We start from the raw sequence: 23,285 nt of genomic DNA, 5'->3' as shown, positions 1-23,285 counted from the left end.
TGTGTTCAGGGCGTGCAGATTCATGGCGCGGCGTTCCAGCCACCATCGGGTGCGGCGAAGCGCCAGATGATCGGCCGCTCCTCGCCGTCGGCACGCGGCCCGTCATTGTTGTCCAGGCCAACCCAGGCGCCCTTGGCGTCCACCACCAGGGCCTCGGCCAGCCCATAGGCCTGGGAATAGCGACGATTGTCCTGCAAGGCCTCGGCGGCAAACGACCAGCAACGCTCGACTTCAGCGGTCTGGGGGTCGCGGCGGCAGATCTGATAGGCGTTGCGCTCAAGGGTGAACAACTTGCCGTCGAACAAGGACAGGTCGGCAAAGTCCCGGGACACGGCCTTGGCATTGGGAAACTGCGCCGGCTGCATTTCCTGCCCCGCTTCGCTCAGCAACACACAATGACCGTCACAATCCCACACCGTTTGCTGACGCTTGATCATCAGCAAGCCACGCCGCTCCCGCTCCGCCGCCAACCACAACCGGTCACCGGCCGGGTTCACCGCCAGGCCTTCGAACAGCGCATTGAAGTGCAACAGCATGCCACTGGCACGGGCCTCGCGGATCATCGTCGGTGCAATCTTCAGCCAGGAGACTTCGCCCAACGGCGGCACCTGCAACACGGCGGCGTGGGATTCGCTGACCACATAACGGTTGCCGGCGCTGTCGCAACTGATGCCTTCGAAATCCAGCTCGCCACCGCGCAGGAACGATGCCGCCCAGGTGCGCGATCGCAGCCCCCAGGGCAAACCGCTGTCCGGCACCTGCGGCACGTCGATGATCAACGCCTGGGCAGGCCAGGCCCCATCGCCGGAGGTGTCCAGGCGATAAATGCGATCATCGTCGCGATCAGACACCGTCCACATCTCATCGCCGCAGAGGGCCAGACCGGACAGATTGCCGCCGCGCAGGCCGTCGACAGCGTGCTCGGACAGCAACTTCAGTTCCGGTGCCGGCCCAGCGAAGACGGCTCCCGCCCACAGCAACAGCGCCAGGGTGAAACCGTTGCGCATCAGGCCAACACCTCGGCCAGGTCGCCCTTGGACTCGAGCCAGGACTTGCGATCACCAGCGCGTTTCTTCGCCAGCAGCATGTCCATCATCTCCGACGTCGCGGCGAAATCGTCCAGAGTCAGCTGTACCAGGCGACGGGTGTTCGGGTCCATGGTGGTTTCGCGCAACTGTGGCGGATTCATCTCGCCCAGGCCCTTGAATCGGGTGACCTGCGGCTTGCCGCGCTTCTTCTCGGCCACGAGGCGATCAAGGATGCCGTCACGCTCGGCTTCGTCCAGGGCGTAATAGATTTCCTTGCCCAGGTCGATACGGTACAGCGGCGGCATCGCGACGTAGACATGACCGGCGTCCACCAGCGGACGGAAATGCTGGACGAACAAGGCGCACAGCAAGGTTGCGATGTGCAGGCCATCGGAGTCGGCGTCGGCGAGGATGCAGATCTTGCCGTAGCGCAGCTGGCTCATGTCCTCGGCACCCGGGTCGACCCCGATGGCCACGGCGATGTTGTGCACTTCCTGGCTGGCCAGCACTTCGCTGCCGTCCACTTCCCAAGTGTTGAGGATCTTGCCCCGCAGCGGCAGGATCGCCTGGAACTCCTTGTCCCGCGCCTGCTTGGCCGAACCACCGGCGGAGTCACCTTCCACCAGGAACAGCTCGGAACGCATCGGGTCCTGCCCGGCACAATCGGCGAGCTTGCCCGGCAACGCCGGCCCCTGGGTGATGCGCTTGCGCTCGACCTTCTTGCTGGCCTTGAGACGACGGCCGGCATTGCTGATCGCCAGCTCCGCCAGGGCCAGGCCGGTTTCCGGGTTGGCATTGAGCCACAGGCTGAACGCATCCTTGACCACACCGGACACGAACGCCGCTGCTTCACGGGACGACAGGCGTTCCTTGGTCTGCCCGGAGAACTGTGGCTCCTGCATCTTCATCGACAGCACGAAGGCAATGCGCTCCCACACATCCTCCGGCGCCAGCTTCACCCCACGGGGCAGCAGGTTGCGGAACTCGCAGAACTCACGCATCGCATCGAGCAGGCCCTGGCGCAAACCATTGACGTGGGTACCGCCCTGGGCCGTGGGGATCAGGTTGACGTAGCTTTCCTGGACGCTCTCGCCTCCCTCGGGCAACCACAACAGCGCCCAGTCCACCGCTTCCTTGTTACCCGCCAGGCTGCCGCAGAACGGCCCGTCGGGCAGACGTTCAAAACCACTGACCGCGTCCACCAGATAGGAGCGCAGGCCATCTTCGTAATGCCACTCGACTTTCTCGCCGGTGGCCTTGTCCTCGAAACTGACCAACAACCCCGGGCACAACACGGCCTTGGCCTTGAGCACATGCTTGAGGCGGCTGACGGAGAACTTCGGAGAATCGAAATACTTCGGATCCGGCGCGAAATACACGCTGGTGCCGGTGTTGCGCTTGCCGACACTGCCGACCACTTCCAGCTCGGAGGCCTTGTAGCCATCGGCGAAGGTCATCTGGTATTCGTTGCCGTCACGCTTGACCCGCACCCGGACCTGGGTCGACAAGGCGTTGACCACGGAAATACCCACCCCGTGCAGACCGCCGGAGAACTGGTAGTTCTTGTTGGAGAACTTACCGCCCGCATGGAGCTTGGTGAGGATCAGCTCGACACCCGACACCCCTTCTTCAGGGTGAATGTCCACCGGCATGCCACGGCCGTCATCGCTGACTTCCAGCGAATGGTCGGCGTGCAGGATGACCTGCACCGATTTGGCGTGCCCGGCCAAGGCTTCGTCGACGCTGTTGTCGATGACTTCCTGGGCGAGGTGGTTCGGCCGACTGGTGTCGGTGTACATGCCGGGGCGCTTGCGCACCGGGTCGAGGCCCGAGAGGACTTCGATGGCGTCTGCGTTATAAGAGCTAGCGCTGGGAGTGGCCATGGGGTCTCGTCGTCAGTGTTCGAATGAAAAAGGGGCGATGGCTCACAGCGAGGTGAAGTCGATCGCCTGGTACAAATCGGCGCCAATACCGGCAAAACTCAACAGCGCCGGCAATTGTTGGGCAAACCCCTGGAAACTGTGGTCGCCGCCGGCCTGGATGCGCAAGGCACAAGCACGGTAATACTGCTGGGCGTGGCGATAATCCAGCGTTTCGTCACCGGTTTGCAACCATACCTGATACCGCTGCGGATCCTGGGGCGCCGGCACTTCCAACGCGGCCAGGGCCGTGACGTGGTCGTGGGTCAATTCCCAGGTTTCATCGGTGTACAAGTTCTTTTGCGTGCCCAGGTAGCCGTCGAACATCCGATGGGGGCTGACCGCAGGGTTGATCAACAGTGCCTTGAGGCCGTGGCGCTCGGCCAAGTGTGTCGCATAGTAGCCGCCGAGCGAGCTGCCGACCAGCAGCGGCCGTCCCAGTTGTGCAATTGCCTGTTCCAATTGGGCCATGGCTTCGCGGGGGTGGTGGTGCAGGGCTGGCACTTGCAGCTGATCGCCCAGGCCCAGGCGGGTCATCACGTCGATGAGTTGACGGGCCTTGGTTGAGGCTGGGGCGCTGTTGAAGCCGTGGATGTAGAGGATCGAAGCGGACATGCCAACTCCCTGGGTTTGGGGGCAAAGGCCGGAGTTTACAGGGAGATTGGGGGGCATGCTTTCCGTGGCGATGGATTTATCCCAGCTTTTTGTGGGAGCGAGCCTGCTCGCGATGGCGGCCTTACTGGGTACATATCCATTGCTGCGGTAACGGCCACTTACGGTTCCGCCCTTACGGCGGGTTACTTTGGCAAACGCCCCAAAGTAACCAAAGGTCTGTGCCCCACCACTCGGCACCTCGCCTACGCTCGGTGTGCCCTCACTCCGGCATTGCTCCGTGGGCCGCCGCGAAGGGCCATCCATGGCCCAGCGCGGCTAACCCGGCATCCATGCCGGGTTACCCACTACGCAATACCTGCGTTCGGCCAGCGTGGTTAATGGGGCGTTCAAGATCAAAAGCAAAAGCAAAAGCAAAGCAAAAGCAAAAGCAAAAGCAAAAGCAAAAGGTTGTCTGGCCTATCGGGGGTCGACGACGTCCAGCGCTCGGTTTGCCAGCAATTCGCTGAGTTCGACCATCTGCTGGACGCCGAAGGCTATATGCCGGCTGGAGCCTTCGAGGTTGAAGGCTAGGTCGCTGAGCATCGCATTGGCGGAGGCCAGGGTTTCGCTGAGGCTGGCCAGGAGGGTTTCGCTGTCCAGGTCTTCGACGACGGTGAATAGCTGACCGGGGGATGGTTTCTTTTTGGCCTGGGGTTCTGGGGCGAGGTAGAAGTTGAGGGCGCGTTCGGCGGCTTCGTCGAGTTTTTTGGCGTCGAGGCCGGTGTGGGGTGAGGTGGGATCGGTTTTTGGGGGATTGGGGGTAACTTTGAACATGGTGAGGTTCCTTTTACCAAGTGGAACCGCCACGTCTCGTTTTCCAGTCGAGAGGTGGCAGCTATGCGAGGGCTGGAAAAATCTGCCTGGGCGTCCGACCATTCCCACAGATTTAGGTCGACTGTAAAGCCGCCATCGCGAGCAGGCTCGCTCCCACAATGGGACGAGGTATGGCCCAAGAGACAGGTCGTTCTTCAGGCCGCCTTCGCGAGCAAGCCCGCTCCCACAGGGGATCAAGGTCAGCCGCAAGACAGGCCGGCCACAAGGCCGCCTCGCCGTTGCTTTTGCTTTTGCTTTTGCTTTGCTTTTGATCTTTGGGCCCCGTTAACCACGACGGCCGAACGCAGGCATTGCGCAGTGGGCAACCCGGCATGGATGCCGGGTTAGCCGCGCTGGGCCATGGATGGCCCTTCGCGGCGGGCCCACGGAGCAATGCCGGAGTGAGGGAACACCTCGCCTTGGCGAGGTGCCGAGTGGTGGGGCCAAGACCTTTTGGTTACTTTTGGGGCGTTTGCCAAAAGTAACCCGCCGTAAGGGCGGAACCGTAAGCCGCCGTTACCGCAGCAAGGGATATGTACCCGGACAACAACCTCAATAACCATTGGCCCCATAATCAACCACAAACCCAAACCCCACCACCCGCTCAACCCCCGTCTCCAACCGCCCATCCGGCAGAAGCCGCAACCACCGATACCCCGGCGCCTGCTCCCCCACCGCAAAATCCACAGCCCCAGGCTCAAACTGAATACAGGTCGAAGGCGAAGCCAACAAACGCACCCCCTCACGCACCTGATCGATCTCCTGATGCACATGCCCCCAAAGCACCGCACGCACCTGCGGAAACCGATCCAACACCGCAAACAGCGCATCCGGATTACGCAACCCGATAGGCTCCATCCACTCACACCCGATCGACACCGGATGATGATGCAGACACACCAGATGATGCCGCTCCGGCGCCTCACTCAAGGCATTGGCCAACAGGACCAACTGTTCTTCCGCGAGGAACCCCGGCACCGAACCCGGCACCGCAGAATCCAGCAGCGTGATGCGCCAATTCCCAATGTCCACCACCGGATCAAGCAACGTGCTCTGGACCGCCGCCTGAAGCATCACCTGGGGCTCATCATGGTTACCCGGAATCCAGCGCGCCGGCGCGTCGATCCGCGCACTCATCTGCCGGAATGCTTCATAGGATTGCAGCGTCCCGTCCTGGGACAGATCCCCGGTGGCAAGCATCAGGTCGATGTTCGGCTGCTGCTCCAGAACCAGGTCAATCACCGCCCGCAGACTGTCGCGGGTGTTCATGCCCAGCAACGAAGCGTCGGCCTCGGCGAACAGGTGGCTGTCGGACAGTTGGACCAGCAACACCGGATCGGCGGTGGTCAAGGTGGATACGCTCGGCAAATCGCTCTCTCCCAGGCGCGATCACGCCATTGGATGAAGTCGCAATTATGCTGGGGATGATCGAAAGGGGAAACCCGCGAACCGGAACCGGTTCACAGACAGCGCACTGCGCTAGCGAACCACTTCGAACTCGTGACCCAGCGCCAGGCAATGACTCAGCCATTCACCCAGGAACAGATTCAACTGGGCCTTTTCGTCCGGCTGGTGCATCGAGGCATTGGGGTAAGGATAGATGCCACGAAAGCGTCTTGCATGCTCGGCGCTCACCACTTCGGCCATGCGCGCATCGTGATAGACCTGAACCTCCAGCTGCGGCACCGGCAGCCAGGGCAGGCTGTGTTCCTGGCGCACTTGCAAGGTGGTGGTGTACGGGCAGGTCTGCAGCACTTCGAGCGCCAGTACGCCGAGCATCTGGTCGCCGTGGGTCACGGCGATGCGGCGCGGCGCCGGGTCGTTGCGCATGTCCGGCAGCAAGCGCATCAGGCGGGCGTAGTTGGCCTCGCAGGCGGCTTGCAGCCCGACCAGATCGACGCGATAGCGATCGCGCAGCTTGCTTAAGACCATAGCCCCCTCACTTCATCGCGATTCAAGGCCAGCCATTGCAAGGCAATGATGCTGGCCGCGTTGCAGATCCGTCCGTCGCGCACCGCCTGCAAGGCGTCCTCGAAAGCCCAGGCCTTCACGCGAATGTCTTCGGCTTCCTCTACAAGCCCGTGCAGGCCGCCGGCCCCCGTGCTGTCGCAACGCCCCAGGTAAAGATGGACAAACTCGTCGCTGCCGCCCGGCGATGGGAAATACTTGGTCATCGGCCAAAGCGCAGCGAAGTCCAGCCCAGCTTCCTCCTGCGCTTCACGATGAGCAACTTCTTCCGGTTGTTCGTCCTTGTCGATCAGGCCCGCCACCAGCTCCACCAGCCAAGGATTGGGGGTCTTGCCCATGGCGCCGACACGAAACTGTTCGATCAGCACCACCTCATCGCGCTGTGGGTCGTAGGGCAAGACGCACACCGCATCATGGCGCACGAACAACTCACGGCTGATTTCACGGCTCATGCCGCCGGCGAACAACTCATGGCGCAACTGGACGCGATCGAGTTTGTAGAAACCCTGATAGCAGCTGTCGCGTTTGACAATGTCCACGGTGGTCGGTGTGGCGTTGGCGAAATCAGTCATGGCAGTCCTCGTCTGAAGCAATCGATGCGAGGTTCCTACCTCGGCTTCGCGCCATCCTAACGCGCCCGTACCCTTGATGCAGCCCCTTTCCTCTCATCGGGATGGACGGCGGGAGGTGAAAGAATTCTAATGAGTTTAGTGGCGAACTGATTGCCCTGCTGACAGTCGAAGCGGGTAACTTTTTGCCTTTCCCCGTTTCATGAAGGACGCCCATGTCGCTTTTCAGAATTGCTTCGCTGGCCGCCATTGCCCTGACACTGGGTGCTTGCCAAAGCCTGTTCCAACCCAACTATCGCACGCCACTGGAAACCACCCGCGATGCCTCGGAGCAATTGCAGCAAGGCTGCGCCAGTGCCGACTGTCCGCTGGTGAACATCGACACCGTGCACTTTCCCGCCGAGCCGGCCCTGGACGGTATCGTCGAAAAGCGCCTGCTGCAAATGACCCACACACCCGACACGCCGGCGGCGCCAACGCTGGCGGCGTATCGCGAGCAGTTCTTGCGCAACGCCGCGTCGCGCACCAGCAGCTACTTGCAGGCCAAGGTACGTGAGCAACATGACGGCCTGGTGATCATCGAGTTGTCCAGTTACCTGGACACCGGCGGCGCCCATGGCACGCCGGGGCGCGGGTTCATCAATTATTCGCGCCAGCAGCACAAGGTACTGGCGCTGTCGGACATGCTGCTGCCGGGCCAGGAAGAAGCGTTCTGGAAAGCGGCCCAGGTGGCGCATAACAGCTGGCTGATCAGCACCAAGCTGGATCAGGAGCCGGAGTTCATGAAGCAGTGGCACTTCCAGAAAACCCAGAACGTGGCGCTGACCTACGGCGGGGTGATCCTCAAGTACGAAACCAGCACCATTGCGCCTTACGCCCTGGGCCACATCGAATTGAAGATCGCTTACCCCCGCCTCAATGGCATTCTCAAACCCGAGCTGTTTCCCGGCCGTAGCTGAAAGCCCGGCCCAGCAACAGTTGCAGCAGCCCTGCCAGGACCAGCGACGGCAGGGTTGCGCCGATGTCGGGGTAGAAATTGGCCAGCACGTGATAAGTACTCACCCCACCCAACCAGGCCAACAGCGCCGGCCAGCGCAACGAAGCTGAGACCACCTGGCTGCTGCGTTTGCGCAGGATGAAGTGGTCCACCAGTACCACGCCGAACAGCGGTGCGAACACCGAGCCGATCAGCAACAGGAAGTTCTGGTACTGCGCCAACGGCGCGACGCAGGCGATCAGGGTGCAGATGACACCAATCGCCAACGCCAGGTGCTCGACCTTCAAGCCCGACAACATGCCGCTGGACACCGCCGCCGAATGGATGTCGGCAAACGCGTTTTCCGACTCGTCCAGCAGAATCAGCAGCAGTGGAATGCCCAATCCCGCGCCCGCCAGGGCCAGCAACAGCGCATTGACTTCACCGCTCGGCGCGAACGCCAGGGTGTAGGCCACGCCCAGGCTCATCAGCCAGAAGTTACCGATGAAGAACCCCAGTGCCGTGCCGCCGAAGACATTCCTGGCGCGCTTGCCGAAGCGTGAGTAGTCGGCGATCAGCGGCAGCCAGGACAACGGCATGGCAATCGCGATATCAAAGCCCACGGCCAAGGGCATCGAGCCGTCGCCAGCCTGGGCCCACAGCGCCGCCAGGTCGGCCTTGGCGAACAGGTTCCAGGTCAGCCAGATGCAGGCCGCCAGCAGCAACCAGATGCCCCATTTGCGCAGCACTTTGCGCACGAAGGTCAACGGCCCGCTCACCGCGAGCAAGGTGGCCAGGGCACCGAAGAACAAGGTCCACAGCAGCGGAGTCGCCCCGAGGCTGCCTTCGCCGAAGGCCCGGGCGCCTAGCAGGCTGGCGGCGTCGCGCATGACGATGATTTCGAACGAGCCCCAGCCGATCAGCTGCAGCAGGTTCAATACCGCCGGCACGCTCGCGCCTTTGCGGCCCAGGCTGAGCTTGAGGGCGGCCATGGCCGACAGGCCGGTGTCGCTGCCGATCACCCCGACGGCCGCCAGCAGCAGGACGCCCACCAGCGTGCCGAGGAAAATCGCCAGCAACGAACCGCCCAGGCCCAGGCCCGGTGCCAGCAAGGCACCGACCTGCAAGACCATCAGGCCGATGCCGAGGGAGAACCACAGAGAGAAGAGATCGCGGGCGCCGAAGACGCGTTTGTCCGTGGGGACGGCGATGTCGGGGGAGTAGGTGCTGGGTTGGATGTTCAAGGGGGTTATCTCAGAGGATATCTATTGTTTTAGCGACCGCTATCGCGAGCAGGCTCGCTCCCACAAGGGGTCGGCGGTAGACACAGGATTTGTGTACACCGCGATCCACTGTGGGAGCGAGCCTGCTCGCGATGGCGGCGGTGAAGACACCGCCACCATCAGCTCGGATCACACTTTCTTGTAAAGCTGACTGCCTTCCTGCTTGAACCGCTCAGCCTGCTCCGCCATCCCTTGGGCGACCTCTACATCCACCGCCTCGATGCGCTGGTTGGCCGCGTACTCGCGGACTTCCTGGGTAATCTTCATCGAGCAGAACTTCGGTCCGCACATCGAGCAGAAATGCGCGACCTTGGCCGAATCCTTCGGCAAGGTTTCATCGTGGTACGAGCGAGCGGTGTCCGGGTCCAGGCCGAGGTTGAACTGGTCTTCCCAGCGGAATTCGAAGCGCGCCTTGCTCAAGGCGTTGTCGCGGATCTGCGCGCCCGGGTGGCCTTTGGCAAGGTCGGCCGCGTGGGCGGCGATCTTGTAGGTGATGATCCCGGTCTTCACGTCATCCTTGTTCGGCAACCCCAGGTGTTCTTTCGGGGTCACGTAGCAGAGCATGGCGCAGCCGAACCAGCCGATCATCGCCGCGCCGATGCCGGAAGTGATGTGGTCGTAGCCCGGCGCGATGTCGGTGGTCAGTGGACCGAGGGTGTAGAACGGCGCCTCGTCGCAGCATTCCAGCTGCTTGTCCATGTTTTCCTTGATCAACTGCATCGGCACGTGGCCAGGACCTTCGATCATGCACTGCACGTCGTGTTTCCAGGCGATCTTGGTCAGTTCGCCGAGGGTTTCCAGCTCACCGAACTGCGCTTCGTCGTTGGCGTCGGCAATCGAGCCCGGACGCAGGCCATCGCCCAGCGAGAAGCTGACGTCGTAGGCCTTCATGATTTCGCAGATGTCTTCGAAATGGGTGTAGAGGAAGTTTTCCTTGTGGTGCGCCAGGCACCACTTGGCCATGATCGAACCGCCACGGCTGACGATGCCGGTAACGCGCTTGGCGGTCATCGGCACATAGCGCAACAGCACGCCGGCGTGGATGGTGAAGTAGTCGACGCCCTGCTCGGCCTGCTCGATCAGCGTGTCGCGGAACAGCTCCCAGGTGAGGTCTTCGGCCACGCCGCCGACTTTTTCCAGCGCCTGGTAGATCGGCACGGTGCCGATGGGCACTGGCGAGTTGCGGATGATCCACTCGCGGGTTTCGTGGATGTGCTTGCCGGTGGATAAGTCCATCACCGTGTCCGAGCCCCAGCGGATGCCCCAGGTCAGCTTCGCCACTTCTTCTTCGATGGACGAACCCAGCGCGCTGTTGCCGATGTTGCCGTTGATCTTCACCAGGAAGTTACGGCCGATGATCATCGGTTCCAGTTCGGTGTGGTTGATGTTGGCCGGGATGATCGCGCGGCCACGGGCGATTTCGTCACGGACGAATTCCGGCGTGATGATCTTCGGTACGCTGGCGCCGAAGCTGTGGCCGGCGTGTTGCTGGTCCAGCAGGCCGGCGGCGCGGGCCACTTCCAGCTTCATGTTTTCGCGGATGGCGACGTATTCCATCTCGGCGGTGATGATGCCTTTGCGCGCGTAGTGCATCTGGCTGACGTTGGCGCCCGGCTTGGCCCGGCGTGGATTGTTCACATGGGCGAAGCGCAGCTTGGTCAGCTCGGGGTCGGCCAGGCGTTCCTGGCCGAAGTTGGAACTCAGGCCGGCCAGGCGCTCGGTGTCGCCACGGGCTTCGATCCACGGCGAACGCACGTCGGCCAGGCCTTTGCGCACGTCGATGATCACGTTCGGGTCGGTGTAGGGGCCCGAGGTGTCATACACCGTCACCGGCGCGTTGATCTCGCCGCCGAAGTCGGTCGGCGTCACGTCGAGGCTGATTTCGCGCATGGGCACGCGGATATCCGGGCGGCTGCCCTGGACATAGATTTTTTGCGAGCGGGTAAAAGGCTGAACCGATTGCTGATCGACCTGGGCCGAATCACTGAGGTTGATCGCGTTTTTTGATTTTGTCGTCATCACGGGTTCTCCAGACACACATCCAGGCAGTGGATTTTTGTCGGAGCGAACCTGTAGCGAATGGACGCAATCCTGCACGACGGTGCGGATGCTGTGCTTGATGCTCGAGGCTGCTTGAACATCGAAAGTCGATGGTCGAACAACATCCCGGACGAAGCACAAGAGGACTCGCCGGGTGACGAGAAATCTTGTTCCCTACGCAGGCGTTAACCTGATCAGGTTCAACGGGATCCGAAATTATTCGATCTCAGCCTCATAGCAAGGCACCCCGACAAGAACCCGGCCAGTCTAGACACAACCACGAAAGAACGCCATCACCGCAGCAAAAGGCGTGATGAATGGCGCATATACAGGATTGTTGCCATGCGCGTGCGCAACTACACTCGCTACGCCGCGCCTCTTGTGCGCTACTCATCCGTGAAATAGGGATCGCCTCATGCTGCGCAAACTCTCACTGGCCCTTGCCGTGTCTTGTGCGTCCAATGGAATGGCCTGGGCTGCCGAAGCGCCCTTATCCACCCGGACGGATCTGGTGAGCGTGTATCAGGAGGCGGTGGACAACAACGCCGACCTGGCCGCCGCCCGCGCCCAGTACGGCGCCCAGAAAGAAGTGGTGCCCCAGGCCCGCGCCGGGTTGTTGCCCAACCTGTCGGCCGGCGCCGACCTGAACAACAGCCGTACCGAGCTCGACCAGCCGGCGATGACCGCCACCCGCAGCGCCACGGTTTACCAGGCCACGTTGTCCCAGCCCCTGTTCCGGGCCGATCGCTGGTTCCAGTTGCAAGCGGCAAAATCCGTCAACGAACAAGCATCGCTGCAACTGTCGGCCACCGAGCAGAACATGATCCTGCAAAGCGCCGAGAGCTATTTCAACGTGCTGCGCAGCCAGGACAACCTGGCCTCGACCAAGGCCGAGGAAGCGGCTTTCAAGCGTCAGCTCGACCAGTCCAACGAACGCTTCGACGTCGGTCTGTCGGACAAGACCGACGTGCTGCAATCCCAGGCCAGCTACGACACGGCTCGCGCCAACCGGATCATCGCCCAGCGTCAGGTCGAGGATGCGTTCGAAGCACTGATCACCCTGACCAACCGCCAGTACAACTCGATCCAGGGCATCGTCCATACGCTGCCGATCCTGCCGCCGGTTCCGAATGACGCCAAGGCCTGGGTCGACACCGCAGCCAAGCAGAACCTCAACCTGCTGGCCAGCAACTACGCCGTCGACGCCGCCGAAGACACGCTGCGCCAACGCAAGGCCGGTCACGCGCCCACGCTCGACGCGATAGCCCAGTACAAAAAAGGCGACAACGACGGCCTCGGCTTTACCAACCCGAGCCCGACCGGCCAGCGCTACGGTGGCGATGCCGAGCAGCGCACCATCGGCCTGCAATTGAGTATCCCGATCTACAGCGGCGGGCTGACCAGCTCCCAGGTGCGCGAGTCCTACTCGCAGCTCACCCAGACCGAGCAGCAACGCGAAGGCCTGCGCCGACAAGTGGTGGAAAACACCCGCAACCTGCACCGCGCGGTGAATACCGACGTGGAACAGGTCCAGGCCCGGCGCCAGTCGATCATCTCCAACCAGAGCGCGGTGGAGGCCACGGAGATCGGTTATCAGGTGGGGACTCGCAACATCGTCGATGTGCTGGATGCCCAGCGCCAGCTGTACACCTCGGTGCGCAACTACAACAACGCCCGCTACGACTACATCCTCGACAACCTGCGCCTCAAGCAAGCCGCCGGCACCCTCAGCCCGGCCGACCTGCAGGACCTGTCACGCTACCTCAAGCCCGACTACAACCCGGACAAGGACTTCCTGCCGCCGGACCTGGCGCAGGCAGCGTCGGAGCAGTTGCGTTCGCGGTCGGCGCAGTAAGCAGCAGTAACCTTTGTGGCGAGGGGATTTATCCCCGCTGGGGTGCGTAGCGCCCCCCTTCAAACTACCTGGCACACCGCGCTTTCAGGTCTTGGGGCTGCTGCGCACCCCAGCGGGGATAAATCCCCTCGCCACAGATAAATCTCCTCGCCACAAGGGCGACGATTACCGGTCGGAAATCAACCGGCCCAACCCCTCCAGCAACCGCTGCAACGCGCCCTGATTGGTGCGCATCACCTTCAGTCCCGCCTCGGCCATGCGCTGTGCATCCCGGGGCAGTTCGAACAGACGTTGTATCGCCCAGGCCAGGCTTTCGGCATCTTCGACCTCCTGCAACGCCCCGGCGCTGCGCAGTTGCGCGGCGATTTCGAGGAAGTTAAACAGGTGCGGCCCGCTGAGCACCGGTTTCGACAGCGCCGCCGGCTCCAGCAGATTGTGCCCGCCGTTGGGCACCAGGCTACCGCCCACGAACGCGCTGTCGGCCAACGCGTAGAGAAACAGCAGTTCGCCCATGGTGTCGCCCAGCAGCACCGAGACTTGTGCAGTCACGGGCTGTGCGCTGGAGCGCCGGACCGTGGCAAAACCTTCGTTTTCACACAACTGATGCACGGCATCGAAGCGCTCGGGATGACGTGGCACCAGGATCAGCAACGCATCGGGGTAACTGTCGAGTAGTCGACGGTGGGCTGCCAGCACCACCTCGTCTTCGCCCTCATGGGTGCTCGCGGCAATCCAGACCGGGCGATCCGTCGCCTGCCACTGGCCGCGCAGGGCACTGGCGCGTTCGAGCAGTTGCGGGTCGATGGTCAGGTCGAACTTGATCGAGCCGGTCACCTCAACGGTGTCCGCCCGGGCGCCCAACTGGCGGAAACGTTCGGCCTCGGCTTCGGTCTGGACGGCAAACAGGCTCATCTCGGCCAGCATCGGCCGGGTGAGCTTGGGAAAGCGTGCATAGCCCCGGGCCGAACGCTCCGACAAACGCGCATTCGCCAAGGCCACGGGGATACCGCGCCTGGCGCATTGATGGATGTGGTTGGGCCACAGCTCGGTTTCCATGATCACCGCCAGGGTCGGACGAACCCGATCAAGAAAACGCCTGGCGGCGCAAGGCAAGTCGTAAGGCAAGTAACAATGCTGGATGCGTGGCTCATTGGCGAATAACGCCTGGATCCGCTCCGAGCCCGTGGGTGTCATGCAGGTCACGGTGATGGGCAACTGTGGATAACGTTGCAACAGGGCACGAATCATCGGCGCCGCGGCGATGCTTTCGCCCACCGACACCGCATGGACCCAGATACCGCCCTGGGCCATGACCGGCAGGCCCCAGGAAAACCGCTCGCCGATGCGCCGGGCATACGCCGGCGCCTTGCGCGCCCGCAACCACAGCCGAAACGCTACCAATGGCAGCCCCAGGTAAAACAATGCGCTATAGAGAGTTCTGTTCATGGCGGCGGAGTTTATCGGTTTTTCAGCCGATCGCCTGCAACTGCACCGCAAAACGTTCCGCCAGCCAGCGCGCGGCCGGGCCCAGGGGTTCGTCGCGGCGCCAGACCAGCTCCACCACCAACGCTGGAGGGGTCCATTCACTGTTGAGTTCGACCATGTCGCCCAGGTACTCCGGATACTGCACCACGTGCCGCGGCAGCCAGGCCCAGCCCAGGCCACTTCTCAGCCATTCGGCCAGGACATAGAAACTGTCGGCGCGCCAGACCTGCGGGCTGGCCTGCTCGCTGCCGGGGTAGACGCTGGACTGGGTCGCCATCAACAACTGCCGGTGCCGGGCCATTTCCCGGCAGGACACGTAGTCGTGGCTGGCCAGCGGATGCCCCTTGCTACACACCGTGACCATCTCGACGCTGCCCAACACCCGGCGCTCCAGCGCTTCGGGGATCTGGTCGTGGTAGAACAACAAGCCCAGGTCAGCGCGACGCTCCACCAATTTGCGCGCCACATCGCCCTGGGCCGCACTGGCCAGTTGCACCTCAAGAGTGGGGAATTGCTCGGCCAACGCCACCAGGCTGTCGATGACCGGTTGATAGGGCATGGCTTCGTCCTGGGCCAGGCGCAGCGACGCTTCCTGGCCGCGCATCAAGGCCAGGGCCCGGCCATTGAGGCGCTCACATTGGCGCAACACCTCCCGCGCTTCCTCGAGCAATGCCTCGCCAGCATCGGTGAGCTGCGGCTGGCGGCCGCTGCTGCGCTCGAACAGGCTCACGCCCAAGTCGGTTTCCAGCAAGGCAATCGCGCTGCTGACAGCCGATTGGGCCTTGCGTTGATCCCGGGCGACGGCGGAAAACGAACGTTTTTCGGCGACCCCAACGAACAGTCGCAATTGCTCAAGATTCCACTCAACGTTCATGACCCAACCTATCTCTTTAACAGATAGGTAATGACTTTACCGCATCTAGCCAGGCACTAGAATGGCGACATCGAAAGACGCAACAGTCAAAGAGGTCTCGCCATGAATGCCTACTACTACCTCGCTATCGCCATCTGCGCCGAAGTGATCGCCACCGTTTCGATGAAAGCGGTGAAAGGCCTGAGCACGCCCCTGCCCCTGATACTGGTGGTCGCGGGCTACGGCATCGCTTTCTGGATGTTGACCCTGGTGGTGCGCAGCGTCCCGGTGGGCGTGGCGTATGCGGTCTGGGCCGGGATGGGCATCGTCATGGTCAGCGTCGCGGCGCTGTTCATCTACGGGCAGAAGCTGGACATACCGGCGATGCTGGGGATGGCGCTGATTGTGCTAGGGGTTGTGGTGATCCAGCTATTCTCCAAGACCGCCGGCCATTAAGGAACACCGAGCACCGGGTATTTAATACAGTTGTGGCGAGGGGATTCATCCCCGCTGGGGTGCGCAGCGCCCCCCCTTCAAACTACCTGGCACACCGCGCTATCAGGTCTTGGGGCTGCTGCGCACCCCAGCGGGGATGAATCCCTCGCCACAGGAGATCTCCCTCGCCACAGTTTTGCGGGTTGCCCCTGAATGGGTGGCCAAACTCAGCTCATCGAGTCTGTATACTGCGCCTTCGTCTTGAACACTGAGGTCGCTGCATGCCATCCGTTATTTCCACCGACGTGCTGATTGTCGGCGCCGGAGTCGCCGGCCTCTGGCTGAATGCGCGCCTGCGTCGCCAGGGCTATTCGACCGTGCTGGTGGAAAGTGCCAGCCTCGGCGGCGGGCAGAGCGTCAAATCCCAGGGCATCATCCATGGCGGCGCCAAGTATGCGCTGCATGGTGCCCTGACCGGCGCCTCGGAAGCCATTGCCGACATGCCGCGCCGTTGGCGCGAAGCGCTCGGTGGCAACGGTGAGCTGGACCTGTCCGGCGTGCGCCTGCTGTCCGAAGCTCATTACCTGTGGTCTCCCGGCACCCTGGCCGGCAATCTCACCAGTTTTTTCGCCAGCAAGGCCGTGCGTGGGCGGGTCGATCAGGTCAAGGGTGAACAACTGCCACCGGCCCTGCAGGACAAGCGTTTCAAAGGCAAGGTTTATCGCCTGGCCGAACTGGTGGTGGATGTCCCCAGCCTGATCGCACGCCTGGCGGAACTGGCCGGCGACAGCCTGCTCGCCGGCCAGCACATCGAGCCGCTGCGCGAAGCCGGCGAACTGGTGGGCCTGAAGGTTGACGGTCGCGAGATCCGCGCCCAGCGCATTGTCCTCAGTGCCGGGGCCGGTACCGCCGACCTGCTCGCAAACCTGGGCCTGGACCAGCCGGCCATGCAGCGCCGACCGCTGCACATGGTGCTGGTCAAGGGACCGAGCCTCAAGCCGCTGTATGCCCATTGCCTGGGAGGCGGGCCGAAACCGCGTATCACCGTCACCACTCACCCGGCCGCCGATGGTCAATGGGTCTGGTACCTGGGCGGTGACATCGCCGAAGCCGAGGGCGTGGCCCGCGAGCCCGCCGCGCAGATCGCCGCCGCGCAAAAGGAGCTCGGCCAATTGCTGCCCTGGGTCGACCTCACCACCGCGCAATGGGCCACCCTGCGGGTCGATCGCGCCGAACCGCTGCAATCAGGCCTGACCCGTCCGGACAATGCCTTCCTCGCCGAGCAGGACCGCCTGCTGGTGGGCTGGCCAACCAAGCTGGCCCTGGCCCCGGACTTTTCCGACCGGGTGATTGCCGCACTGCAACAGGGCGGTATCACCCCCAGTCATCCGGCTCCGCTGCCGGACCTGCCGAAGCCGCCCATGGGCGTGCCAGCCTGGGAGCAGTTGCTGCCATGAGCCAACCGACCCTGCACGATTTCTATCGCCCCCTGGGCACCCAGGGCCCGAAGGTTTCTCCCCTGGGCCTGGGCACCGTCAAACTCGGGCGCGACCAGGGGGTCAAGTACCCCAACGGTTTCCGGATTCCCGATGACGACGAAGCGCGCATGCTGCTCAAGTTGGCGCGCGACCTGGGCATCAACCTCATCGACACCGCGCCGGCCTATGGCCGCAGCGAAGAACGCCTCGGCCCGCTGTTGCGTGGTCAGCGCCAGGACTGGGTGATTGTCAGCAAGGTTGGCGAAGAGTTCAGCGACGGGCAGTCGCGCCACGACTTCAGTGCCACCCACACCCGCTTCTCGGTGGAGCGCAGTCTCAAGCGCCTGGAGACCGACTATATCGATCTGGTACTGGTGCACTCCGACGGTAATGACCTGGCGATCCTCAACGACAGCGAGGTCTACCCAACCCTGGCGGCGCTCAAGCGCGAGGGCAAGATCGGTGGTTTCGGCTTCTCCGGCAAGACCGTCGAGGGTGGCCTGAAGGCCCTCGAACAGGGCGATTGCGCCATGGTTACCTACAATCTGAACGAACGAAGCGAAACCGCGGTCATTGACTACGCTACCGAGCACGGCAAAGCCATCCTGGTGAAGAAAGCCCTCGCCAGCGGTCACGCCTGCCTGAGCCCCGGGGTGGATCCGGTCCAGGCCAGCTTCGAACTGTTGTTTGAGCACCCAGGGATCGCCAGTGCTATTGTCGGCACCATCAATCCGCTGCACCTCGCCCATAACGTCGCGACCGTAGCCAAGGTCCTACGTAAAAACTGACGCCGCTTCACGCGTTTTTTAGCAGGAGCCGATATGCCGCGCACGCTCATCAGGAAGAACCCGAGCAACTTCAAGACCCTGCCGCTGTTCGTCGAGGCGACGCCCGAAGGTCTGACCTACCAGAGCGTCGGGATGCCGCTGAATTTCGCCCAGACCTTGCAGCGCCGCCGCCCCGTGACGGTGGCCGATGCCGAACGTTTTTCCCTGGAACTGGCGAACCTGGGGGTCTCGGTGCGCCTGACCCTGCAGTGGCAAAACCGCGACTATTGGGTATTGGTGCGCCAGCGTCGGCAGGATCGCGGAGATGTGGTGCTCAAGCTGATTTCCGGTTACGTCCCGGCCCACGAACTGAACTTGCCGCTCCTCACCGCTATCAGTGAAATCGCCGAGGAATGCCTGCTGGAAACCCCTGAAGGCTGGCTCGGCGGACGATTCAACGACACCTGGCTGCCAGCGCCCTATGCCACAGCGTTGCACTATCGCGAGGCATTGCCATTCCGGCTGACACCGCTGTCGGGCTCGGCCCGTCCGGTGCGCAGCGCCAATCTGCAATTGATCGAGCGGCCACGGGCTTACGTGCATCTGCCGACGGCTTCACTGCAGTTGATTTACGATTTGCGCCTGGAAGTGCCCAAGGAAGCCAAGTCCCTGAGCCTGTTTCACGTCGATGAGCGCCTGGAGGGCGACCAGTTGGTCGCTCGCCTGGACCGCAAGCGTCCCGATCTCTACCTGATGCCGCTGCGCGACGGTCAACCGACCGGAGAACTTTATACGCTTAAACGTGACCAACTCGTCCCGGCCGGCACACGCGGCCTGCACTTGGCAGAAAGCTTTGCTACCCAGGATGGATGGGTCGTTCGCGAAGAGCGCATTCGCTGGAAGGATTGGATCGCGAACCAAGGGCTGGCAACAACCTCCCCTCGCCGCCCGGGCCTGACCAAGCTCCGCACAAAGGCCATGGGCCTGATGCGCATGGTTCGCGGCACGCTACAAAAATGACATCAAGTCGGGCGCCGCTTATCAATGTAGGTGCGACATTGAGCGAACAAATGAAAAAAACGATTCTCGCGTTTCCCCATACCGCGCTTGGATGAGAACGACTCCTCGGCAAAGGCGCCATTGATTCGCACCCGTGAAGCGGTAGTAGGCAGCGTGCATATCCTGACTCGTGCCTGCTGCAACGCGTATTTGAGCAACCGCTCGGAATGCAGTTTTCTACCCGTCGCCTTGCAGAAGTCAAAAATGCGCTCGATACGCTTGCCATAGGCCAGGTAAGCATCACGTCCACAGATCGCAAAGCGATCGTTCAACCCGCCCCACCATTGCCAATCCGGAATGTAGGCATTCGATCGGCGTACGTTGGCATGCCCAAACACGTATGTTGGAAGTGCGGTGTGGTAGAAATTATCGGGACGTACGAACACAACAAAATCCGGGTCGAACGACTCCATCATTTCCGTCACGCTGTACAAGGAGTTGAGCTGATAAATCAGATTCCTGAGCGAAGCGTATCCGTCTGCCCAGGTGTCCCCCAAAGCCTTGACCCGTTCGAAATCCCAACGCTCCAGAACGCCTTGGGTAGAATCGAGTCGGCCCATCATGGTGTCGAACGGTGCATAGTTGCCTGCACTCAGTTCACCTTGCTCGCCAGAACGCGGATTGTGAATTTCGTCGACCTTGTACAGGTGGTAAAAACACTGCACTTCGCTGCCCGCCGGGATCTGCTCCAGGACGTTTTCCCGAATGGAAGGGAAACAGATCTGCGAGTTTCTTGGAATACCAAAAAATGCCACCGCAACTTTCAACACGCGTCCTGCCCTGTCGTAAAAATAGAACTAGCCCAATGCGCCCCAACGGGCCTTGCAACCTGACCTGATGTCACTCAGCGGCGACGAAACCATCCTTGCCACCAACGCCTGTGCTGCAACGGCACGACGGTCACATCGGCTTCGAGGAGCCATTGTCGCTCATATTCCCAGGCGTGCCCGCTCCAGAATTTTCCCGCCTCGTTGGAAAACCCCAGGGTCATCAATCGGTAGGTATACCCCGCATGCCCACGAAGCCAATCGAACACCACCAACGCATTGAAACCGGTAGACGGACCGACGTAGCGCTTACCGTCCACCCTGTCGACGGGGTAGTTCCACAAAGGTGGCAGTGGAATGCGCTCCTGATAAAGCGCGACGCCTGGCAGTGGAGACATGGCTCCGGTGCACCCCACCAGCATCGTGAAGCAACGCGCTCCAGGTAGTTCGAACAATCGCTGCACCTGGAGTTTGTAGGGCAAGCCGAAAAAATACGCGTCGGGTGCATTGAAGCCGTGTACGAACACATTGACGCTCTGCGGAGTGAGAAACGCCGCCTTCATGCAAGTGTTGAATGTCACGACCACATCATCGCTGCCGATATCGAGCGCCCGGAAGTCGGCTTCGGTGATTGCCGGATTATTTGCCACAAGCACCACCCGAGAAGCCTTGGCCAGGCAATCCTTCAATGCCTGGGGCAACGCACCCAAAACCGATTGGTGGCCGCCTGGCAATTCGTCGAGCGACATTTCGTCACGCGGGCGAACGGTTTGATCCATGTGTCTATTCCGGTACGTTCATGCCGTAGCGCAACTTGACCCACCAGCGGACAAGCGCCGAAGGTGGTTGCCAGGTCCGCATTTCGCGCTGAATCTCGGCGGCCAAGGTCTGCCCTACGCGGGCGAAAGAATATCGGCTCTCGGCAAAGGCCTGGCCGCTATGGGCAATCCGCGCCGCCAGTTCCGGATCCCGCTGCAGTAGCTCCAGCTTATGCACCGCCTCTTCCTCGGAACGGTAGAAAACGACGTTCTCCATGTCCCTGAAGCCAAGTAATTCATCCTCTTCACCTTGGCTCCAGGCCAATAGCACGCAACCACACGCCATGGCTTCGAAGTTCTTGATCATGAACTCCCCCATGCCCAGGTCAGCGCTGACGAATATCTTGATGCGATTAAGCGTTTCCAGATACTCGTTACCTGACTTCGTACGGGCTACCAGCATCCCGGTCCGCCGGGCCAGGGACTCAAGCAGTGCCTTGCGCTGAGCGTATTCGGTGCTCTTGAGGCTGCCGAGGAAACCAATGGGAATGTCGCGCTCCTTGCCGGTATTACCCAACATCTGCTCGTCATAACCCTTGGAAACGAACACCGCATCGATGCCCTCCGCTTGCATCCGACGAGCTACCAAAGCCCCCGAGACCAGAGCTCGGCAACTCGGCAGACGGCGGTACAGGCGCGAGTAGACGCCCTTGTATTTACTCTCGCTCATGTAGTTCTGATAAGCGTCGTGCTCAAGGAAGATCAACCCGGGCACGCACTTCAATACCCTCAGTTGCCGGACCAAGCGTTTTACCCGGGAAAAAATCACAACCCGATCGAAGCTCTCGTGATTGACCGAGACCAGGAATCGGCCAAGGTTCATCTGCTGCTGCTTACTCAGGCGATAAATGGTGCAATCGTCGCAGTTCTTTTGCACGACCTCATAGAGGCGATCAAGGATCACCCGCTGCTCATCCATCACCAACAGCATGACTTTCATAAACTAATCAACCAGAGGGCGAAAAAGCTTAAATTCATGGGAAGATTCATCATCCCAAGCAGAGTCGTTGTGCCGGAGCTTTTCGGCGTGCGGCAGTCCGTCAACGATTGCGGATCTTTTCGACAATCGCCGTCGTCGAACTGTTTTCCACCAGCCCCAAGACCTTCACGGTGCCGCCGTACGCAGCGACAATGTCTGCTCCCACGACCTGATCGATCCCATAGTCGCCCCCCTTGACCAGCACATCCGGCTTGACCTGGCGCAACAGATTCTCCGGCGTGCCTTCGCTGAAGCTGATCACCCAATCCACCGCGCCAAGACCGGCCAGCACCGCCATGCGCCGATCTACGCTGTTGATCGGGCGGCCAGGGCCTTTGAGTCGGCTCACCGAGGCATCGTCATTGACCGCAACGATCAGGCGATCGCCCTGGGCGCGGGCCTGCTCCAGGTAGGTCACATGGCCCGCGTGCAGAATGTCAAAACAGCCATTGGTAAAGACGATTCTTTCGTTGTGGGCACGGGCATCGTCAACGGCCAGCAGCAGTTGTTCTAGACCCAGTACGCCGCGCTCGGAGCCTTCCTCGCGCTGAATGGCACGACGCAGTTCCGGCGCGCTGATGGCCGCCGTACCGAGCTTGCCGACGACGATGCCCGCCGCCAGGTTTGCCAGGGCCACCGCATGGGGCAGCTCCTCGCCAGCGGCAATCGCCGCGGCCAGGGTGGAAATCACTGTATCGCCGGCACCCGTCACGTCGAACACTTCACGGGCGCGGGCCGGCAAGTGCAACGCCGGGTGACCGGGACGCAGCAAAGTCATGCCGTGCTCGCCACGGGTCACCAGCAAAGCACCGAGGTCCAGGTCGTGCATCAGCTGCGCGCCCTTGCTCACCAGTTCATGCTCGTCGACGCAACCGCCAACGATGGTTTCGAACTCACTGAGGTTCGGCGTGATCAGGCTAGCACCCCGGTAAATGGAAAAATCCTTGCCCTTGGGGTCGGCCAGTACCGGAATGCCACGGGCACGGGCGGCCTGGATCAGCGATTGGTTGTTTTTCAACGCGCCTTTGCCGTAGTCAGACAGCACCAGCACCTTGACGCCCTCAAGCAACTGATCGACTTCGGCACCCAGGGCCAGGGGATCAGTGGCGAAAAGCTCTTCGAAATCGATCCGCAGCAGTTGCTGGTGCCGACTCATGACCCGCAGCTTGACGATGGTTGGCTGATGCGCAATGCGCTGGAAGATCGCCCGCACCCCGGCCCCCTTGAGGCTGTTGCTAAGGGTGTCGGCGGCCTCATCGTCGCCGGTCACGCCCACCAGGGAGGCCGGTGCGCCGAGGGCAGCAATGTTCAGGGCGACGTTGGCGGCGCCACCAGGGCGGTCCTCGATGTGCTCGACCTTGACCACCGGTACCGGTGCCTCAGGGGAGATCCGTGAGGTACCGCCATGCCAATAGCGGTCGAGCATGACATCGCCGACCACCAGAACGGGGGCTTGATCGAATCGCGGCATGGACAACTTCATGGAGCATCCCACATACAAAATGAACAGGGGCGCGATATTAGCACAGGGTTTGCAAA

21 protein-coding genes and 1 riboswitch are annotated in these 23,285 nt (G+C 61.9%); of the genes, 6 read left to right on the top strand and 15 right to left on the bottom strand.

The window, feature by feature from the left end; translation table 11 throughout:
* Nucleotides 1-20: 20 nt before the first annotated feature.
* The 7 genes from LOY35_RS02615 to LOY35_RS02585 form a co-directional block, all read right to left on the bottom strand.
* Nucleotides 21-1,007 (bottom strand): esterase-like activity of phytase family protein, encoded by a 987-nt coding sequence (locus LOY35_RS02615; RefSeq protein WP_258630381.1) that lies wholly within the window; start codon nt 1,005-1,007, stop codon nt 21-23.
* Nucleotides 1,007-2,911, bottom strand: a complete 1,905-nt coding sequence (parE, locus tag LOY35_RS02610) for a DNA topoisomerase IV subunit B (protein WP_258630379.1) — start codon at nt 2,909-2,911, stop codon at nt 1,007-1,009. Before parE ends, LOY35_RS02615 begins: the two co-directional genes overlap by 1 nt.
* Nucleotides 2,912-2,953: 42 nt before the next feature.
* Nucleotides 2,954-3,562 (bottom strand): YqiA/YcfP family alpha/beta fold hydrolase, encoded by a 609-nt coding sequence (locus LOY35_RS02605; RefSeq protein ID WP_047700387.1) that lies wholly within the window; start codon nt 3,560-3,562, stop codon nt 2,954-2,956.
* A gap of 456 nt (nt 3,563-4,018) precedes the next feature.
* A complete protein-coding gene (locus LOY35_RS02600) occupies nt 4,019-4,375 on the bottom strand; it encodes a DUF6124 family protein (protein ID WP_258630373.1) in 357 nt (118 codons plus the stop codon).
* 591 nt (nt 4,376-4,966) lie between these two features.
* On the bottom strand, nt 4,967-5,782 hold the full coding sequence (cpdA, locus tag LOY35_RS02595) for a 3',5'-cyclic-AMP phosphodiesterase (RefSeq protein ID WP_258630370.1): 816 nt from the start codon (nt 5,780-5,782) through the stop codon (nt 4,967-4,969).
* Between the two features lie 111 nt (nt 5,783-5,893).
* The gene (locus LOY35_RS02590) at nt 5,894-6,346 is read right to left on the bottom strand and encodes a DUF1249 domain-containing protein (protein ID WP_024781420.1); all 453 of its coding nucleotides are present in this window, start codon (nt 6,344-6,346) and stop codon (nt 5,894-5,896) included.
* Entirely contained in the window at nt 6,337-6,954 is a 618-nt protein-coding gene (locus tag LOY35_RS02585; protein ID WP_258630367.1) for an NUDIX domain-containing protein, read from the bottom strand. The genes LOY35_RS02590 and LOY35_RS02585 overlap by 10 nt, the downstream gene beginning before the upstream one ends.
* Before the next feature lie 212 nt (nt 6,955-7,166).
* On the opposite strand from LOY35_RS02585, the gene LOY35_RS02580 reads away from it, so the two are divergent.
* Nucleotides 7,167-7,910 (top strand): DUF3298 domain-containing protein, encoded by a 744-nt coding sequence (locus LOY35_RS02580; RefSeq protein ID WP_258630366.1) that lies wholly within the window; start codon nt 7,167-7,169, stop codon nt 7,908-7,910.
* On the opposite strand, the gene cytX is transcribed toward LOY35_RS02580, so the two are convergent.
* Both cytX and thiC read right to left on the bottom strand, forming a co-directional pair.
* Nucleotides 7,879-9,171: a putative hydroxymethylpyrimidine transporter CytX gene (gene cytX, locus LOY35_RS02575; protein WP_258630358.1), complete on the bottom strand. Its 1,293-nt coding sequence runs from the start codon at nt 9,169-9,171 to the stop codon at nt 7,879-7,881. The genes LOY35_RS02580 and cytX overlap by 32 nt on opposite strands.
* 168 nt (nt 9,172-9,339) lie before the next feature.
* Nucleotides 9,340-11,229 (bottom strand): phosphomethylpyrimidine synthase ThiC, encoded by a 1,890-nt coding sequence (gene thiC, locus LOY35_RS02570; protein WP_258630356.1) that lies wholly within the window; start codon nt 11,227-11,229, stop codon nt 9,340-9,342.
* Between the two features lie 175 nt (nt 11,230-11,404).
* Nucleotides 11,405-11,510: riboswitch (TPP riboswitch) on the bottom strand.
* A gap of 155 nt (nt 11,511-11,665) precedes the next feature.
* On the opposite strand from thiC, the gene LOY35_RS02565 reads away from it, so the two are divergent.
* Entirely contained in the window at nt 11,666-13,105 is a 1,440-nt protein-coding gene (locus tag LOY35_RS02565; RefSeq protein ID WP_258630354.1) for a TolC family outer membrane protein, read from the top strand.
* Nucleotides 13,106-13,270: 165 nt separating this feature from the next.
* On the opposite strand, the gene waaA is transcribed toward LOY35_RS02565, so the two are convergent.
* Together waaA and LOY35_RS02555 are read right to left on the bottom strand one after the other, a co-directional pair.
* Nucleotides 13,271-14,551 carry a lipid IV(A) 3-deoxy-D-manno-octulosonic acid transferase gene (gene waaA, locus LOY35_RS02560; RefSeq protein WP_258630352.1) on the bottom strand — a complete coding sequence of 427 codons (1,281 nt, stop codon included), beginning with the start codon at nt 14,549-14,551 and terminating at the stop codon, nt 13,271-13,273.
* Nucleotides 14,552-14,573: 22 nt separating this feature from the next.
* A complete protein-coding gene (locus LOY35_RS02555; RefSeq protein ID WP_258630350.1) occupies nt 14,574-15,464 on the bottom strand; it encodes a LysR family transcriptional regulator in 891 nt (296 codons plus the stop codon).
* Nucleotides 15,465-15,566: 102 nt separating this feature from the next.
* Between LOY35_RS02555 and LOY35_RS02550 the strand changes: the two genes are divergently transcribed.
* The 4 genes from LOY35_RS02550 to LOY35_RS02535 all read left to right on the top strand — a co-directional run bounded on the left by LOY35_RS02550 (nt 15,567) and on the right by LOY35_RS02535 (nt 19,143).
* Nucleotides 15,567-15,899: a multidrug efflux SMR transporter gene (locus LOY35_RS02550; protein WP_258630348.1), complete on the top strand. Its 333-nt coding sequence runs from the start codon at nt 15,567-15,569 to the stop codon at nt 15,897-15,899.
* Between the two features lie 260 nt (nt 15,900-16,159).
* Nucleotides 16,160-17,335 (top strand): FAD-binding oxidoreductase, encoded by a 1,176-nt coding sequence (locus LOY35_RS02545; protein WP_258630347.1) that lies wholly within the window; start codon nt 16,160-16,162, stop codon nt 17,333-17,335.
* On the top strand, nt 17,332-18,144 hold the full coding sequence (locus tag LOY35_RS02540) for an aldo/keto reductase (RefSeq protein WP_258630345.1): 813 nt from the start codon (nt 17,332-17,334) through the stop codon (nt 18,142-18,144). Before LOY35_RS02545 ends, LOY35_RS02540 begins: the two co-directional genes overlap by 4 nt.
* 33 nt (nt 18,145-18,177) lie before the next feature.
* Complete coding sequence (locus LOY35_RS02535; RefSeq protein ID WP_258630343.1) at nt 18,178-19,143, top strand: metal ABC transporter ATPase; 966 nt, start codon at nt 18,178-18,180, stop codon at nt 19,141-19,143.
* A 2-nt stretch (nt 19,144-19,145) separates the two neighbouring features.
* Here the strand turns inward: LOY35_RS02535 and LOY35_RS02530 are convergent, their stop codons facing one another.
* The 4 genes from LOY35_RS02530 to hldE all read right to left on the bottom strand — a co-directional run bounded on the left by LOY35_RS02530 (nt 19,146) and on the right by hldE (nt 23,229).
* Nucleotides 19,146-19,952, bottom strand: coding sequence for a hypothetical protein (locus LOY35_RS02530; protein ID WP_258630342.1), 807 nt, complete (start codon nt 19,950-19,952; stop codon nt 19,146-19,148).
* 74 nt (nt 19,953-20,026) lie between these two features.
* A complete protein-coding gene (locus LOY35_RS02525; RefSeq protein ID WP_258630340.1) occupies nt 20,027-20,728 on the bottom strand; it encodes a hypothetical protein in 702 nt (233 codons plus the stop codon).
* A gap of 4 nt (nt 20,729-20,732) precedes the next feature.
* Nucleotides 20,733-21,707, bottom strand: a complete 975-nt coding sequence (locus LOY35_RS02520) for a glycosyltransferase (RefSeq protein ID WP_258630339.1) — start codon at nt 21,705-21,707, stop codon at nt 20,733-20,735.
* 100 nt (nt 21,708-21,807) lie between these two features.
* On the bottom strand, nt 21,808-23,229 hold the full coding sequence (hldE, locus tag LOY35_RS02515; protein WP_258630337.1) for a bifunctional D-glycero-beta-D-manno-heptose-7-phosphate kinase/D-glycero-beta-D-manno-heptose 1-phosphate adenylyltransferase HldE: 1,422 nt from the start codon (nt 23,227-23,229) through the stop codon (nt 21,808-21,810).
* Nucleotides 23,230-23,285 lie beyond the last annotated feature (56 nt).

It is taken from the genome of Pseudomonas sp. B21-028, from assembly GCF_024749045.1.
In the GTDB taxonomy this organism is placed as follows: Bacteria; Pseudomonadota; Gammaproteobacteria; order Pseudomonadales; family Pseudomonadaceae; genus Aquipseudomonas.
Note: the sequence above shows the minus strand (reverse complement) of the source record. Positions and strands in the feature narration are given on the sequence as shown.

Excerpts from the sequence above, each read along its gene's own strand:
- LOY35_RS02615 (WP_258630381.1), bottom strand. The coding sequence starts at position 1,007 with ATGCGCAACGGTTTCACCCTGGCGCTGTTGCTGTGGGCGGGAGCCGTC.
- parE (WP_258630379.1), bottom strand. The coding sequence starts at position 2,911 with ATGGCCACTCCCAGCGCTAGCTCTTATAACGCAGACGCCATCGAAGTC.
- LOY35_RS02605 (WP_047700387.1), bottom strand. The coding sequence starts at position 3,562 with ATGTCCGCTTCGATCCTCTACATCCACGGCTTCAACAGCGCCCCAGCC.
- LOY35_RS02600 (WP_258630373.1), bottom strand. The coding sequence starts at position 4,375 with ATGTTCAAAGTTACCCCCAATCCCCCAAAAACCGATCCCACCTCACCC.
- LOY35_RS02590 (WP_024781420.1), bottom strand. The coding sequence starts at position 6,346 with ATGGTCTTAAGCAAGCTGCGCGATCGCTATCGCGTCGATCTGGTCGGG.
- LOY35_RS02585 (WP_258630367.1), bottom strand. The coding sequence starts at position 6,954 with ATGACTGATTTCGCCAACGCCACACCGACCACCGTGGACATTGTCAAA.
- LOY35_RS02580 (WP_258630366.1), top strand. The coding sequence starts at position 7,167 with ATGTCGCTTTTCAGAATTGCTTCGCTGGCCGCCATTGCCCTGACACTG.
- thiC (WP_258630356.1), bottom strand. The coding sequence starts at position 11,229 with ATGACGACAAAATCAAAAAACGCGATCAACCTCAGTGATTCGGCCCAG.
- LOY35_RS02565 (WP_258630354.1), top strand. The coding sequence starts at position 11,666 with ATGCTGCGCAAACTCTCACTGGCCCTTGCCGTGTCTTGTGCGTCCAAT.
- waaA (WP_258630352.1), bottom strand. The coding sequence starts at position 14,551 with ATGAACAGAACTCTCTATAGCGCATTGTTTTACCTGGGGCTGCCATTG.
- LOY35_RS02555 (WP_258630350.1), bottom strand. The coding sequence starts at position 15,464 with ATGAACGTTGAGTGGAATCTTGAGCAATTGCGACTGTTCGTTGGGGTC.
- LOY35_RS02550 (WP_258630348.1), top strand. The coding sequence starts at position 15,567 with ATGAATGCCTACTACTACCTCGCTATCGCCATCTGCGCCGAAGTGATC.
- LOY35_RS02545 (WP_258630347.1), top strand. The coding sequence starts at position 16,160 with ATGCCATCCGTTATTTCCACCGACGTGCTGATTGTCGGCGCCGGAGTC.
- LOY35_RS02540 (WP_258630345.1), top strand. The coding sequence starts at position 17,332 with ATGAGCCAACCGACCCTGCACGATTTCTATCGCCCCCTGGGCACCCAG.
- LOY35_RS02535 (WP_258630343.1), top strand. The coding sequence starts at position 18,178 with ATGCCGCGCACGCTCATCAGGAAGAACCCGAGCAACTTCAAGACCCTG.
- LOY35_RS02525 (WP_258630340.1), bottom strand. The coding sequence starts at position 20,728 with ATGGATCAAACCGTTCGCCCGCGTGACGAAATGTCGCTCGACGAATTG.
- LOY35_RS02520 (WP_258630339.1), bottom strand. The coding sequence starts at position 21,707 with ATGAAAGTCATGCTGTTGGTGATGGATGAGCAGCGGGTGATCCTTGAT.
- hldE (WP_258630337.1), bottom strand. The coding sequence starts at position 23,229 with ATGAAGTTGTCCATGCCGCGATTCGATCAAGCCCCCGTTCTGGTGGTC.